The 13,756-nt window shown below is 69.6% G+C and carries 14 protein-coding genes and 1 other RNA gene; 6 read left to right on the top strand and 9 right to left on the bottom strand.

Translation table 11 applies throughout. From position 1 onward, the window contains the following. Positions 1-36: 36 nt before the first annotated feature. From J2850_RS02755 to rpsU, 5 genes are all read right to left on the bottom strand, one after another. Positions 37-1,524 carry a cryptochrome/photolyase family protein gene (locus J2850_RS02755; RefSeq protein WP_209978564.1) on the bottom strand — a complete coding sequence of 496 codons (1,488 nt, stop codon included), beginning with the start codon at positions 1,522-1,524 and terminating at the stop codon, positions 37-39. A gap of 73 nt (positions 1,525-1,597) precedes the next feature. Beyond that, a complete protein-coding gene (pdeM, locus tag J2850_RS02750) occupies positions 1,598-2,350 on the bottom strand; it encodes a ligase-associated DNA damage response endonuclease PdeM (RefSeq protein WP_209978561.1) in 753 nt (250 codons plus the stop codon). 91 nt (positions 2,351-2,441) lie between these two features. Further along, positions 2,442-4,940, bottom strand: coding sequence for a ligase-associated DNA damage response DEXH box helicase (locus tag J2850_RS02745; protein ID WP_209978559.1), 2,499 nt, complete (start codon positions 4,938-4,940; stop codon positions 2,442-2,444). 106 nt (positions 4,941-5,046) lie between these two features. After that, on the bottom strand, positions 5,047-5,877 hold the full coding sequence (gene panB / locus J2850_RS02740; protein WP_209978558.1) for a 3-methyl-2-oxobutanoate hydroxymethyltransferase: 831 nt from the start codon (positions 5,875-5,877) through the stop codon (positions 5,047-5,049). A 245-nt stretch (positions 5,878-6,122) separates the two neighbouring features. Further along, positions 6,123-6,326, bottom strand: coding sequence for a 30S ribosomal protein S21 (gene rpsU, locus J2850_RS32015; protein WP_012974546.1), 204 nt, complete (start codon positions 6,324-6,326; stop codon positions 6,123-6,125). A gap of 191 nt (positions 6,327-6,517) precedes the next feature. Here rpsU and def point away from each other — a divergent pair, with 191 nt between their 5' ends. Both def and J2850_RS02725 read left to right on the top strand, forming a co-directional pair. Next, complete coding sequence (def, locus tag J2850_RS02730) at positions 6,518-7,069, top strand: peptide deformylase (RefSeq protein ID WP_209978556.1); 552 nt, start codon at positions 6,518-6,520, stop codon at positions 7,067-7,069. Between the two features lie 12 nt (positions 7,070-7,081). Next, positions 7,082-7,777, top strand: a complete 696-nt coding sequence (locus J2850_RS02725; RefSeq protein ID WP_209978554.1) for a COQ9 family protein — start codon at positions 7,082-7,084, stop codon at positions 7,775-7,777. 43 nt (positions 7,778-7,820) lie between these two features. On the opposite strand, the gene J2850_RS02720 is transcribed toward J2850_RS02725, so the two are convergent. The 3 genes from J2850_RS02720 to ssrA all read right to left on the bottom strand — a co-directional run bounded on the left by J2850_RS02720 (position 7,821) and on the right by ssrA (position 9,104). After that, positions 7,821-8,186 (bottom strand): TfoX/Sxy family protein, encoded by a 366-nt coding sequence (locus J2850_RS02720; protein ID WP_209978552.1) that lies wholly within the window; start codon positions 8,184-8,186, stop codon positions 7,821-7,823. Continuing rightward, positions 8,187-8,684, bottom strand: coding sequence for an SspB family protein (locus tag J2850_RS02715; RefSeq protein ID WP_209978551.1), 498 nt, complete (start codon positions 8,682-8,684; stop codon positions 8,187-8,189). It abuts the gene before it with no gap. Between the two features lie 58 nt (positions 8,685-8,742). Further along, positions 8,743-9,104: a transfer-messenger RNA gene (ssrA, locus tag J2850_RS02710) on the bottom strand. A gap of 120 nt (positions 9,105-9,224) precedes the next feature. Between ssrA and thyX the strand changes: the two genes are divergently transcribed. Together thyX and J2850_RS02700 are read left to right on the top strand one after the other, a co-directional pair. Further along, positions 9,225-10,166 (top strand): FAD-dependent thymidylate synthase, encoded by a 942-nt coding sequence (thyX, locus tag J2850_RS02705; RefSeq protein ID WP_209978549.1) that lies wholly within the window; start codon positions 9,225-9,227, stop codon positions 10,164-10,166. A 14-nt stretch (positions 10,167-10,180) separates the two neighbouring features. Next, positions 10,181-12,076 (top strand): O-linked N-acetylglucosamine transferase, SPINDLY family protein, encoded by a 1,896-nt coding sequence (locus J2850_RS02700; RefSeq protein WP_209978548.1) that lies wholly within the window; start codon positions 10,181-10,183, stop codon positions 12,074-12,076. A gap of 57 nt (positions 12,077-12,133) precedes the next feature. On the opposite strand, the gene ruvX is transcribed toward J2850_RS02700, so the two are convergent. Beyond that, positions 12,134-12,697, bottom strand: coding sequence for a Holliday junction resolvase RuvX (gene ruvX / locus J2850_RS02695; protein ID WP_209978546.1), 564 nt, complete (start codon positions 12,695-12,697; stop codon positions 12,134-12,136). Between the two features lie 94 nt (positions 12,698-12,791). Here ruvX and J2850_RS02690 point away from each other — a divergent pair, with 94 nt between their 5' ends. Next, positions 12,792-13,316, top strand: a complete 525-nt coding sequence (locus J2850_RS02690) for a GNAT family N-acetyltransferase (protein ID WP_246512754.1) — start codon at positions 12,792-12,794, stop codon at positions 13,314-13,316. 78 nt (positions 13,317-13,394) lie between these two features. Beyond that, on the top strand, positions 13,395-13,700 hold the full coding sequence (locus tag J2850_RS02685; protein ID WP_209978542.1) for a hypothetical protein: 306 nt from the start codon (positions 13,395-13,397) through the stop codon (positions 13,698-13,700). Positions 13,701-13,756 lie beyond the last annotated feature (56 nt).

The following is a 13,756-nucleotide window of genomic DNA, read 5'->3' as shown; positions in this document are numbered from 1 at the left end:
CGGACGCAGGGGTGACGCTTCGGTGAAGGGCATCGCTCAGGACGCGGCTTCCGCACGCCGCTTGTGCGTCCGGTAGAGCGTGAGCGCCCGGTCGCGGGCCGCCCCATGGTCGAGGACCGGATGCGGATAGTCCTTGCCGAGCGTGACGCCGGCCTTCCGCAGCACCTCGGCGGGCGCCGCCCAGGGCTGGTGGATCCAGCGCCGAGGCAACCCGGCCAGTTCCGGGACATAACGGCGGACATAGTCACCCTCGGGATCGAACTTCCCGCCCTGCAGCACGGGGTTGAAGACGCGGAAGAAGGGCGACGCATCGGCGCCGCTGCCGGCCACCCACTGCCAGTTGCCGACATTCTGGGCGAGATCGGCATCGACCAGCGTGTCCCAGAACCACCGCTCTCCCTGCTGCCAGGACAGCAGCAGGTCCTTGACGAGGAAGGACGCGGCGATCATCCGCACGCGGTTGTGCATCCAGCCAGTTTCCCACAACTGGCGCATGCCGGCGTCGACGATGGGATAGCCGGTGCGCCCGCGCCGCCACGCCCGGAACCCCGCCGCATCCGTGCGCCAGGGGAAGCCGGCGAACCGGCGGTCGAGCGGCTCGTCCGGCAGGTCGGGCACATGGTGCAGCAGGTGGTATTGGAATTCCCGCCAGCCGATCTCGCGCAGGAAGACCTCGATCCCCGGAGCCAGTTCCGGGCGGGCGTCGGCCGCGTGGCGGGCGGCGTGCCAGATTTGCCGTGGCCCCAGCTCTCCGAAGGCCAGATAGGGCGAAAGGGCGGAGGTGCCGTCCTGGTCCGGGCGGTCGCGCCCGGCCGCATAGGCGCCGACCGGTCCATCGAGGAACGCGGCGAGCCGCGACTGTGCCGCCACCTCGCCCGGAACCCAGCGTTCCCGCAGGCCGGCCGCCCAGTCGGGCTTGGTCGGCAACAGGGTCCAGTCCGCGAGGGCGTCGCCGGCCGGCCGGTCTTTCGGGGCCTTCAGGGTCGCGGGCGCGCGGGTCGGACGCGGGGGCGACAGCGTCGCCGCCAGATGGCGCCAGAAGGCGGTGAAGACCTTGAAGTGTCCGCCGCTCTTCTTGCTCACGGTCCAGGGTTCGGCGAGCAGGCCGGCATTGAAGCTGCGGACGTCGACGCCGCGCTCCTTCAGCCTTTCCCCGACCGCGGCGTCGCGGGCCGCCAGCGCCGGTGCATAGCGGCGGTTCCACAGCACGCTGCCGGCGCCCGTCTCCGCCACCAGGGCTTCGAGAACCGCGCCGGCGTCGCCTCGGCGGAGCAGCAGGGGCGATCCGCGGCGGGTGCAGCATGCACCGAGCCGTTCCAGGCTGCCGTGCAGCCACCAGCGCTGGGCGCCGCCGAGGGCACGCGCCGAGGACGGAGCGGTGGCGTCGGTCGCCTCATCCTCCAGGATATAGAGCGGAATGACCGGTGCGCCGTGCGTCGCGGAGTCTTGGACGGCCGCTGCCAGTGCCGGGTTGTCGGCCAGACGGAGATCATTGCGGAACCAGACGATGATCGGAACGGACATGCGGGCTGCTCGGTGGGGCTCGTCCAGGCATACCGATATAGGCCGCGCTTGCGCTTGCGCTTGGGCCAGGGCCTCAGCGCGCCCGGTCCGGCGCCAGGCGGGCACTGGGAAAGCGATAGACCCGGCCGCGCGCGGTCATCAGCACCTCGAAGCCCGGTGCCAGCAGCCCCTTGAAGGCGGGGTCGAGCACGTTCAGCCCGCCGGTGAAGCTGCCGAAGGCCGGCAGGATCAGTTTGGCGCCGTCATGGGCGAAGCAGCGCTCGCGCACCCGCCGCCCGCCCAGGGCCACAGCCGCCGCCGGGTGCAGGTGACCGGACAGTTCGCCCACCGCGCCGGGCCGTGCTTCGTGCCGGAAGGTGAGGGGGCCGATGGTGAGGTCCGCCACCACGCGGCCTCCGAAGCCCTGCGGCGGCTCCGGGTCGTGGTTGCCGGTGATCCACACCCAATCGGCGGTCGCGGTCAGGGTGCGGAGCCGGTCGACATCGGCCGGATCCATCCGCTCGGATGCCCGGCGGTCATGGAAGCTGTCGCCCAGGCACAGCACGCAGGCCGGACGTTCCCGGGCGACGAGGCCGGCCAGCCGCTCCAGCGTCGCCCGTGTATCATAGGGCGGCAGCATGCGGCCGCGGGCGGCGAAGGCCGATCCCTTTTCAAGATGGAGGTCGGCGACCGCCAGCACGCCCTGCGCCGGCCACAACAGCGCGCCGGTGGGGTCGGCCAGCAATGGGGCACCGCAGAGCGTCAGGGCGGCGGCGCCCTCGGCGCTTCGGCTCCCGCAGTTTCCGGAGTGGAGGGCCGTTGGAGGCGCGCGGTTGCCGTCGATCATCGGGAACGGCTCCTGTTCCTGGTCTTGCAAAATGGGCCCTTGCGAAAGTGAGGCTTGCGGCCCGGATGAAACAGGCGGAGCGCCGGTGCCGTCACAGGGACAGGCGCCCCTGCCGCGGGTTGCCGGGCCGGGGCGGGGCGAGTTCGGGCATGGCTTCGGCCAGCAGCTCCGCCTCGGCGGCGGCGAGCAGTTCGTCGGTGGCGCTGCCGTCCACCCGCTCCCGCCCGATCTCCAGGATCACCGGCACCGCCAGGGGGGAGATGCGGTCGAGGTCCTTGTGGGTGATGCGGCCGCGCACCCGCATCAGGAAATCCGACAGCCGGCGGATGTCGGTCAGCCCGCCCGCCGCATCCGCCCTGGTCGCCCGCAGGAGGACATGGCCGGGGTCGTGCTTGCGCAGCACGTCGTAGATCAGGTCGGAGGAGAAGGTGACCTGCCGTCCGGTCTTCTCCTGCCCAGGGTGGCGGCGGTCGATCACCCCGGCGATCAGCGCCACGTTGCGGAAGGTCCGGCGCAGCATGGAGGATTCATCCATCCACGCCTCCAGGTCGTCGCCCAGCATATCCTGGTCGAACAGGGACTCCATGCCCACCCCCATGTCCTGGGGCGAGCGCAGCGACCAGACCGCCAGCACATAGTCCGTGGCGACGAATCCGAGCGGGCCGAGCCCGAACCGCTCCATCCGGCGTGTCAGCAGCATGCCCAGGGTCTGGTGGGCGTTGCGCCCCTCGAAAGCGTATGCGACGAGGAAGCGCTTGCCAGCCTTGGGGAAGGTCTCCACCAGCAGCCCGTCGCGGGTCGGCAGGACGGAGCGGCAGCGTTGCAGCCGCAGCCATTCCTGCACGTCCGCAGGCAATCCGTCCCAATGGCCGGGGTCGGCCAGCATGGCGCGCACACGCTCGGCGAGCTGGGTCGTCAACGGCAGCCGGCCGCCGGCATAGGCCGGGACCTTCGGGTCGCCGCTGCCGCCCTTGGCGACGACGGCTTCCATCTCGCGCACGCCCATGAACTTCAGCAACTGGCCGGCGAACAGGAAAGTGTCGCCGGGGGTGAGCCCCTGGATGAAGTACTCCTCCACCTCGCCCAGCACCGGGCCGCGGTTCAGGCGGACGCGCAGCAGCGCCTCCTGGGTGATGGTGCCGACATTCATGCGGTACTGGCGCGCCACCGCGGGGCGGGCGACCGCCATGCGGCCGTCCTCGCGCAGCGTCAGGCGCTGGAAGCGGTCGTAGGCGCCGAGCGCGTAGCCGCCGGTGGCGACGAAATCCAGCACGTCGTCGAACTCGTCGCGCGTCATCGCGGCATAGGGCGCGGCGGAGACCACCTCCTCATAGAGCTCGTCGGGGAGGAAGGGCGCGGCACAGGCCATGCCGAGCAGGTGCTGGGCCAGGACATCGAGCCCGCCCGGCCGCGGTGCCTCGCCGTCGAGCGTGCGCTCGTGGACGGCTTCCAGCGCGGCGCGGCATTCCAGCACCTCGAAACGGTTGGCGGGGACCAGCAGGGCGCGGCTGGGCTCGTCCAGCCGGTGGTTGGCCCGGCCGATGCGCTGGACCAGCCGGCTCGACCCCTTCGGGGCACCGATCTGGACCACGAGGTCGACCGCCGCCCAGTCGATGCCGAGGTCGAGCGACGAGGTGGCGACCACCGCCCGCAGCTCGCCGCGGGCCATGGCGCCTTCCACCTTGCGGCGCTGCTCCACCGCCAGCGAGCCGTGATGGAGCGCGATCGGCAGGTTGTCGTCGTTGACCCGCCAGAGGGCCTGGAACACCAGTTCCGCCTGGGCGCGCGTGTTGACGAACAGCAGGGTGGTGCGCTGATGGCGGATGCGCCCGTAGATCTCCTTCATGGCGTGCATCGCCATGTGGCCGGCCCAGGGCACACGTTCCTGCGACGTCAGGATTTCCACCTCCGCCCGGGCACCGCTGCGGCCGAGCACGAGGCGGACGTCGTCGGAATCTGTGCCGTCATGGCGGCCGCGCCGCGACAGCCAGGCGAGCAACCGCTCCGGTTCCGCCACGGTGGCGGACAGGCCGACCCGGCGGGCGGCGGGGGCGAGGCGTGACAGCCGTGCCAAGCCCAGGGCCAGAAGGTCGCCGCGCTTTGTGCCGGCCAGCGCGTGAAGCTCGTCGATGATGACGCAGCGCAACCCACGGAACAGCCGGTCGGCGTCGGTGTAGGAGAGCAGCAGCGCCAGGCTCTCCGGGGTCGTCATCAGCATCTGCGGCGGATGGGTGCGCTGGCGCTTGCGCTTGGCCTCCGGCGTGTCGCCGGTCCGCGTCTCGGCCCGGATCGGCAGGCGCATCTCGGCGATCGGCTGTTCCAGGTTGCGCTGGATGTCGACCGCCAGCGCCTTCAGCGGCGAAATGTAGAGGGTGTGAAGGCCCTCGCGCGGGCGTTCGGCGAGGTCGATCAGCGAGGGCAGGAAGCCGGCCAGCGTCTTGCCACCGCCGGTCGGGGCGATCAGCAGCGTGCTCTCGCCCCGCTCCGCCGCCTCCACCATCGCGACCTGATGCTGGTGCGGCGCCCAGCCGCGCGAGCGGAACCAGGCGGCGACGTTTGGCGGGATCAGGGCGGGCGTGTGGGCATCCATGGCGGCCGCGACTGTAGCGGAACGCCGGGAACGGAGGAAGAACGATGTGCCGGTGGTGCCCCGCCTGCGTCTGGCTGCGCCGGGGGGCTGGCGTCGGGGTCCCGACTCAGGCGAGCGCCTTCTTCATGCCGAAGCAGTGTTCCGGACCCGGGAAGGCGCGGCTGCGCACCTCGGCGGCATAGCCGGCGGCGGCGTTGCCGACCGCTTCGCCGAGATCGGCGTAGCGCTTGACGAATTTCGGCCGGAACGCGCCGAACAGGCCCAGCATGTCGTCGGTGACCAGCACCTGGCCGTCGCAGGCGGGGGAGCCGCCGATGCCGATGGTCGGGATCGCCACCTCTTCGGTGATGCGGCGGGCCAGCGGCTCCATCGTGCCTTCCACGACCAGCGAAAAGGCGCCGGCATCGGCGATGGCACGGGCGTCGGCGGCGATCCGCTCGGCCGCCTCGGCATCGCGGCCGACCGCCTTGTAGCCGCCCAGCGTGTTCACCGATTGCGGGGTCAGGCCGACATGCCCCATCACCGGGATGCCGCGGGCGGTCAGGAAGGCAACCGTCTCCGCCATCTCCAGCCCGCCCTCGAGCTTCACGGCCTGGGCGCCGGTTTCGGCCATCACGCGGGCGGAGGCACGGAACGCGGCCTCCCGGCTTTCCTGGTAACTGCCGAAGGGCAGGTCGACGACGACGCAGGCACGCTCCGATCCGCGCACCACGGCGGCGCCGTGGGCGATCATCATGTCCAGCGTCACGGGCAGGGTGCTGTCCAGCCCATAGACCACCATGCCCAGCGAGTCGCCGACCAGCAGCAGGTCCACATGCGGGTCGAGGAGCCGCGCCACCGGTGCGGTGTAGGCGGTCAGGCAGACGATGGGCTCGCCCCCCTTGCGGGCACGCAGCGCCGGGACCGAATGGCGTGCGGTGAGGTTCGAAGCGCTCATGGGGGACCTTTCCTGAACGTGTCGCTGGTGGAACGCAGGCAGGTCGGAGGCCGGCGATCCGCCCGACCAGGGTGATCCGCAAGTCAGGCAACCAATACGCTTTTCCCACGCACATTAAACGCACGGGAAACCCTCATGCACCAAAACCGCCCACGCGGCAATCGCGGGACGGTTCGATGCAAGACACAAGGGGTCTTAGGCGCGCACTTTGCGCGCCCATCGCTGACGCCGGAGGCGCCCGGCGGTTAGTAGCCCTCGCGTTCCATCCGCTTGCGGAGAAGCTTACGGGTGCGGCGCACCGCCTCGGCCTTCTCGCGGGCGCGCTTCTCCGAGGGCTTCTCGTAGTTGCGGCGCAGCTTCATTTCACGGAAAATGCCCTCGCGCTGCATCTTCTTCTTGAGCGCGCGGAGGGCCTGATCGACGTTGTTGTCTCGGACCAGAACTTGCACGTTTACCGTCACCCTTCCAAGTGAGCCGCGTTGCACGAAGGCAACAAACAGGCATGCGCGGCGGGCGCACCCCTTGTGTGGCGGAGTGTGTAGCACGCCCATCCCGCTTTGTGAAGGGGAGTCTTCGCCGGCAAGCGATGGCGGGGCAGTAGGCCGTTGCCCTGGACGCGGCGAGCCTCCACATAGAGGGCATGGCTGTGCTCCCAATCGCCCGTATGGGCAATCCCGTCCTCCGCAGGATCGCCGACCCCGTCGCCGATCCAACGGATCCTGCCGTCGTCCGGCTGGCGGCCGACATGATCGCCACCATGCTCGACGCTCCGGGCGTCGGCTTGGCCGCGCCACAGGTTTCGGAGTCGCGCCGCATCATCGTCTTCCGCGTGCCTGCCGACCGCAGCGGTGGCGAGGAGGTGGCGAACACCGTCCTGGTGAATCCGGTGATCGAACCGCTGTCTGACGAAACCGTCCTGGGGTGGGAGGGGTGCCTGTCGATTCCCGGGCTGCGTGGCCTGGTGCCGCGCCACAACCGCATCCGGTACCGCGGATTCGGCCTGGACGGCTCCCGCATCGAGCGGGAGGCGAGCGGGTTCCACGCCCGTGTGGTCCAGCACGAGGTCGACCACCTGGACGGCGTGCTCTATCTTGATCGCATGGACGATCTGCGCCTCCTCGTCTGTACCGAGGAGATGCATCACCTCAACGCGGCACTTGCCGCGGCGAAGGATGCGCCGGCAGAGGCGTAAGGGAGACGGGTCATGAGCATCGAACAGCTTCGCGACGACATCCTTGTCGCAACCTTGCCGAACGTCGTCTTCGACGGCTGGAGCCTGCAGGCGTTGCGCGACGGCACCCAGATGGCCGGACACCAGCCGTCGGACCTTCTGCGCGCCTTCCCCGGCGGCGTGACCGACGCGGTGGAGCATTTCGCCGAATGGACGGACCGCCAGATGCTCGACCGGCTGGAGGCCCAGTCCCTGGCCGAGATGAAGGTGCGCGACCGCATCGCGCTGGCGGTGCGTACCTATTTCGAGGTGCTGGCCCCGCATCGCGAGGCCAAGCGGCGCCAACTCTCCTATCTGGCGCTGCCGCAGAATGTCGGGCTGGGATTGAAGCTGCTTTACCGCACGGTGGATGCCATGTGGTTCGCGGCCGGCGACGCCTCGACCGATTACAACCACTATACCAAGCGGGCGCTGCTGGCGACGGTGGTCAGTTCCTCGACCTTCTACTGGCTTGACGATCAGTCGGAGGCTCAGGTCGAGACCCGCTCGTTCATCGACCGCCGGCTGGCCGACGTCATGGCGGTCGGCAAGGCGACCTCTGCCGTCGGCAAGATCGGCGCCGTCCTGACCCACTTCCCGAATCCGCTGCGGTTCGCCCGCCAGATGCGCCAGCGTTCCAGCGGCGCCCAGGCCGGCAACGCGACCATCCATATGGCGGAAAACATCTGACGTCCTATCCTGCCCTCTCTCCGAGCGGCGGGGGAGGGCAGGATCAGGTCTGCGGCTTGCCCTTCCGCGCCTTGCGCGCGGCGGCACGCAGCGCCGCCTCGAAGCCGGACCGCGCCCACGGCAGCAGCTCGTCCGCATCGTCCAGCGCCGAGTCGGGGGGCGGGTAGTAGGACAGTGCGGTTGGCTTGTCGGGGAAGGGGCGGAAGGGCTCCAGGCCCAGCTCCGCGAACGAGGCGCGGTTGAGGTCGTCCGCCTTGAGGTACAGAGCGTCGTCAGCAATCAGCGCGAAGGTCACGCCGTCGATCGACAAACCATAGCCGCCGAACATGCGACGCGCCCGCACATCGCCCATGGCCGCCATCATCTCGCAGACGCTGGCGGCGAATGGGCTCGGCGGGCGAGGCGGCATCTACTTCTTGCGGAACGCGTCCAGGGCGACGACCTCACCGCGCTTCGGCTCCTCGGCCGCGGGCTTCTCCTCCGCCTTCTCTTCGTCCCGGTCGGTGGCCGGACGCGGCGGCATCGTCGAAACCTCGGCGGACTCCGCGGCGGCCAGCGGCTGGAACTGCAGGGCGAAGTTCACCGACGGGTCGGCGAAGGTGGTGATGGCGGCGAAGGGGATGACCAGCCGCTCATGCACGTTGTTGAAGCTCAGCGTGACCTCGAAATGATCGTCGGTGACCTCCAGCCCGTAATACTGGAACTGGAGCACGATGGTCATTTCGTTGGGGTACTGCGCGGCCAGGTAGGCCGGGATCTCGACGCCCGGGAAACCGGTGCGGAAGGTCAGGTAGAAATGGTGGTTGCCCGGCAACCCGCGCTCGGCAACCTCGGTCAGTGCGTCGCGGACAACGCCGCGCAACGCGGTCTCGACCATCCGGTCATAGCGAAGCTGCTCTTTCGGCATGCTTGGGCGGGTCCCTGGATTAGGCATCTCGCTGCGTGCCGCAGCGTTGGAAAGGAGAGGTGTGGGCCTTCTGTTGCTAGGCGGCCCACGGCCCCACCCTTGGGCGCTAACCCGCGGGGATTTGGTTCAGGCTACCAGCCGCCGTTAGGCAGCGAGGCGAGCCTCAGCAAAGTTGTCGTTGGCAACTATTGCAATGGCCCGATAACGGCGGAACCATGCCGAGCGAAGACCATGTCTTTACCACGCGTGTCGATCCTGTTTCGCCCCCAACGACCCCGGCCAACGAGTTCCGGTGTATGGTTGGTGGAGGCGCCGGGTACCGCCCCCGGGTCCACAACGCTTATTCCACATAGCGTTTATCGCCATAGTCGGCGAACCGACGGTGCGAATATAGGGGCTCCCGTCCGGCATGGGAAGAGGGCGCGTGACATGATCGCCGAATGCGTTGCGGTGACGCGGTCGCGCCGGCCGCCGGAAAGGTACCTTGCACAGGCGTGCCGCTCTGCTTAAGAGTCCGGCCGTTGCAGCCCCGGAGTCACCATGCCGATCACGCCCGAGCAGCGCGATGAAATCGATCGCCTGCGCGCCGTCACAGCCACCACCCGCCGCGCCACCGTGCCGGCGCTGGAGGAAATCCTGTACCAGCCGCTGGAGGTTCTCGACCACGGCTTCGTCCGCGTCATCGACTATATGGGCGACGATGCTGCGGTCGTGCAGGCGGCGCGCGTGTCCTACGGCAAGGGTACGAAGAAGGTCAGCGAGGACGCCGGGCTGATCAAGTACCTGATGCGGCACCGGCACTCGACGCCGTTCGAGATGTGCGAGATCAAGTTCCACGTCAAGCTGCCGATCTTCGTGGCCCGCCAGTGGATCCGCCACCGGACGGCGAACGTGAACGAGTATTCGGCCCGCTACTCCATCCTCGACCGCGAGTTCTACGTGCCGGCGCCCGAGCAGCTCGGCGCCCAGGCCGTCGTCAACCGGCAGGGCCGCGGCGACGTGCTGGAGGGAGAGGAAGCCGCGGCGGTCATGCGCCTGCTGCGCGAGGACTCCGAACGCGCCTATGACCATTACGAGGAGATGCTGAACCAGCGCGAGGACGGCACCGTCATCGACCCGTCCCGCCAGGGGCTGGCCCGCGAGCTGGCCCGCATGAACCTGCCGCTGAATTACTACACCCAGTGGTACTGGAAGGTCGACCTCCACAACCTTCTCCATTTCCTGTCGCTGCGCGCCGATGCCCATGCCCAGTACGAGATCCGTGTCTATGCCGACGCGATGCTGGACGTGGTGAAGCGCTGGGTCCCGGCGGTCTACGAATCCTTCACCGAATACCGCATGGGCGGCGCCCACCTCTCGCGCGCCGGGCTGGATGTGGTGAAGCGTCTGCTGGCCGGCGAGCCGGTGACGCAGGAGGAGAGCGGGCTGTCCAAGCGCGAATGGCGCGAGCTGATGCAGCAGCTCGGCCGTTCCGAAGGCTGAGGGGGCAGGCGGGCATGGCACCGGATCAGGCCGAAAGCGCCCACCGCCAAGGCCTGATCGCCGCCAAGGAAGGCCGCTGGGACGAGGCGCAGGACCTCATCGCCGCCGCGATCTCCGCCCGGCCGGGCGTACCTGTCTGGTGGGCGAACTACGGGCTGGTGCTGGAAAGCAGGGGCGATGCGCTCGGCGCCGCCCAGGCCTATGCCGGCGCCCTCAACCTGGACGGCGGGCTCGCCATGGCGATGGACGGCCTGCTGGCCACGGCCGGCCAGCTCGCCGATACCGGGCACGCCGATCTGGCGGATGCCTGCTATCGCCGCGCCCTGGCGCTCGACCCCGCCGGGCTGGCGGCACTGGTCAATGCCGGTAACCTGTCGCGGGCACGGGGGTGCCGACCACAGTCGGTGCGGCTGCAGCGGCGAGCCGCCGTCCTGTCACCGGAAAGCTGGATTCCGCCCTACAACGTCGGCAATGCACTGGCGGAGATGGACCGCCTGGACGCTGCCGACCGCGCCTACCGTGCCGGCCTCTGCCTGGAGCCCGCCCGGGTGGAGCTGCTGGCCAACCGGGCGGTCCGGGTTCTGGCTCCCCTGATCCGCATCGCCGAGGCGCGAACGGCGCTCGATCGTGCCGTCCGCCTGGCGCCGGATGCCGATTTTCTGTACGGCGCGCGGCTGCTCCTGATGCAGTACGATGCCGGCCTGACCATGCCGCAGATCGCGCAGGCCCATGCCGACTGGGGCGCGCGCCACCCCGACCGACCGGCGGCGCCCGTCGCACCCCCGGCACCGCGTCTGCGCGTCGGCTACGTGTCTCCCGATTTCCGAGCCCATCCCGTCGGCTATTTCCTTGAGCCCGTGCTCGCATCCCATGACCGGAGCGCCGTGGAGACCACCTGCTACTCCAACACCGCCAGTCCGGATGCGACGACCACCCGGCTTCAGGGCCTTGCCGACCATTGGGTCGAGACGGCCAGGATGGATGACGCGGCCCTGCTGGAGCGCATCCGCGCCGACAACATCCACATCCTGGTCGACCTGGCCGGCCATACGATGGGCAACCGCCTGGGGGTTTTCGCCCGGCGGGCGGCACCGGTGCAGGTGACCTGGGCCGGCTATGTCGGCACCACCGGACTGCCGGCGATGGACTACCTCATCTCCGACAGCCGGCAGAGCCCGCAGGGTGCGGACGGCTGGGCGATCGAAGGCATCCTGCGCATGCCCGACGCCTATGTCCCCTGGTCGGCGCCGGCCGATGCGCCGCCGGTGTCGCCGCTGCCGATGCTGGGGGGTGGCAGGCCGACCTTCGGGTCGCTGAACGCCCTGCCCAAGCTGAACGACAAGGTTGTCGCGCTGTGGGCGCGGGTGTTGGCGGCGGTGCCCGATTCACGCCTGCTGCTGCGCACGCCCGGGCTGGATGATCGGGAGATGGCGGCGCGGGTTCTCGCCCTGTTCAGGGCGGCCGGCGCGGATCCCGCGCGCGTGGAGTTGCGTGGCGGCGCCGTTCGAGCCGATTTCCTGGCAACCTATGGCGAGATCGACGTCGCGCTCGACCCCTTTCCCTATTCCGGCGGGGTGACGACGTTGGAGGCGCTGTGGATGGGCGTACCGGTGGTGACGCTGGGCGGCGACCGTTTCTGCTCGCGCCATGCCGTCACCCATCTCGCCTCCGCCGGCCTGTCTGCGCTGGCGGTCGAGGGCGAGGATGCCTACGTCGCGATGGCCGCGTCGCTGGTATCCGATCCGGACGGCCTGTCGGCCCTGCGCAGGCGCTTGCGCGACCGTTTGCGCGCCTCGCCGGCGCTCGACGGAGTGCGCTTCACCCGCGCGCTGGAGGCCGCCTACGGTGCGATCTGGCAGCGCGCGGCGGCGGGGGAGGGACCGGCGTCCTTCGCGCTCTCCTTCGCCTGATGAGGCCCGTTCGGCTGCGGAGGCCCATTCGACTACGAAAGCTGGGGCACGTGAGCGTCAGGCGCGGTAGTCGGGCTCTTCCGCCGGCCCGTCGTCGGCCATCGCCTCGTCCGATTCGTCCTGCCGCTCCGCCGCAAGGCGCCGCTGGTTGGCCAGCATGTCGAGCGCACCCTGCAGGATGTAGGCGGCGGCCATCTTGTCGACGACCTCGTCCCGGCGCTTGCGGGTCATGTCGGCTTCGCCGATCATGAAGCGCTCGACCGCGGAGGTCGACAGGCGCTCGTCCCAGAAGGCGATCTCGGCCTCCCATCCCAGCAGGTCCGGCCGCTCCAGCAGGTTCTTGGCGAAGGCACGCACCGACTCGGCACGCGGCCCCTCCGTCCCGTCCATGTTCAGCGGCAGGCCCACCACCAGACCACCGATGCCGTAGTCGCGGATCGTCTTGCCCAGTTCGCGGGCGTCCTGGGTGAATTTCGTGCGCTTGAGCGTGCCGATGGGGGATGCGACGATCAGTCCCGGATCGGCGACGGCAAGGCCGACGGTCTTGGTGCCGACGTCAAGGCCCAGCAATCGTTGACCTTTGCCCAGACGGGCCGCGAGTTCGGAGAGGGTGTGGATCATGGACCGACCATAGGGCCGCGCGTCCATCCCCGCAAGATCGCTTGAGTTGTTGAAAAAGATACTTATTCTTCTAAGCATGATCGCTGCTGCACCCATGGCCAACCTGTCGCACCGGCCGCTGGCGGATGCCGACATTCCCACGATCTGCGGCTTTCCGCGTTCCGCGGAAGAGCTGTATTTCCTGTTCCCTCGCGCCGTCTGGCCGCTGACGCCGGAGCAGGTGCGGGCGACCCTGGCGGTCCGCCGAGATCCGACCGTGGTGACGATCGCGGAGGAGGGCCGGGAGCGCGTGGTGGGCTACGCCAACTACGCCACGTTCGAGGATGGACGGACCGCCAGCCTCGGCAATGTCAGCGTCGATCCAGACCTGCGTCGCCGGGGCATCGCCGAGTATCTGGTGCGGACGATGATCGACCGCGCCTTCGGCCACCACCATCTTCCCGAACTCACCCTCTATTGCTTCAACACCAACACGCCGGCCCTGCTTCTCTATGCCAAGCTCGGCATGACGCCGATCGCGCTGGAAACGCGGGTGACGCCCTGGGGCGAGCCGATCGCTCTGTTCAAGCTGCGCCTGGATGCGGCCGGATGGCAGTCGGCGTCGCGGATCGCCGCCTGAAGGCTGGTGGTCGCCGGACAACGGCGTATAGTCGGCATCGGCGGCCGGTCCGGCCGGCGACTTTGAGGGAGCGGACCAATGAGCGGGTCTCCAGCGGCTGCGAACCGGCGTTCCATGTTGGCCGGCCTTGTCGCCGGCGCCGCCGGACTTCTGGCGGCGGACGGCGCACGGGCCATCACCGCGCAGCCGGGTTCCGATTATGGGGCCATGCTCGACGCGGCCTGTGGTGCCACGGCCGATCACCAGCGGCAGGTTGCCGCGGTGGAAAGCGCTCTCGGCGCCACGCAGCCCGATGCCCGGGTGATGGATGTGCTGCGGCGGACGAAATGCCCGGCCTGCGGCTGCCCGTTGGCGCCTCCAACCGGCGGCATGGCCGGTTTCTGACCGCCTCCATGGTCCGCAATCGTTGCGGCGGGCGACCGCGGGTGTTAGCTTCGCGG

The organism is Azospirillum picis (genome assembly GCF_017876115.1).
Classification (GTDB): Bacteria; Pseudomonadota; Alphaproteobacteria; order Azospirillales; family Azospirillaceae; genus Azospirillum; species Azospirillum picis.
The sequence above is the reverse complement of the archived record's forward strand: the minus strand, read 5'-3'. Positions and strand labels throughout refer to the sequence as shown.

Coding starts and splice junctions, on each gene's coding strand:
- J2850_RS02720 (WP_209978552.1), bottom strand. CDS start 8,186: ATGCCGCCTCGCCCGCCGAGCCCATTCGCCGCCAGCGTCTGCGAGATG.
- thyX (WP_209978549.1), top strand. CDS start 9,225: ATGCCGATCACGCCCGAGCAGCGCGATGAAATCGATCGCCTGCGCGCC.
- def (WP_209978556.1), top strand. CDS start 6,518: ATGGCTGTGCTCCCAATCGCCCGTATGGGCAATCCCGTCCTCCGCAGG.
- J2850_RS02725 (WP_209978554.1), top strand. CDS start 7,082: ATGAGCATCGAACAGCTTCGCGACGACATCCTTGTCGCAACCTTGCCG.
- J2850_RS02685 (WP_209978542.1), top strand. CDS start 13,395: ATGAGCGGGTCTCCAGCGGCTGCGAACCGGCGTTCCATGTTGGCCGGC.
- ruvX (WP_209978546.1), bottom strand. CDS start 12,697: ATGATCCACACCCTCTCCGAACTCGCGGCCCGTCTGGGCAAAGGTCAA.
- pdeM (WP_209978561.1), bottom strand. CDS start 2,350: ATGATCGACGGCAACCGCGCGCCTCCAACGGCCCTCCACTCCGGAAAC.
- J2850_RS02745 (WP_209978559.1), bottom strand. CDS start 4,940: ATGGATGCCCACACGCCCGCCCTGATCCCGCCAAACGTCGCCGCCTGG.
- J2850_RS02755 (WP_209978564.1), bottom strand. CDS start 1,524: ATGTCCGTTCCGATCATCGTCTGGTTCCGCAATGATCTCCGTCTGGCC.
- J2850_RS02700 (WP_209978548.1), top strand. CDS start 10,181: ATGGCACCGGATCAGGCCGAAAGCGCCCACCGCCAAGGCCTGATCGCC.
- panB (WP_209978558.1), bottom strand. CDS start 5,877: ATGAGCGCTTCGAACCTCACCGCACGCCATTCGGTCCCGGCGCTGCGT.
- J2850_RS02690 (WP_246512754.1), top strand. CDS start 12,792: ATGGCCAACCTGTCGCACCGGCCGCTGGCGGATGCCGACATTCCCACG.
- J2850_RS02715 (WP_209978551.1), bottom strand. CDS start 8,684: ATGCCGAAAGAGCAGCTTCGCTATGACCGGATGGTCGAGACCGCGTTG.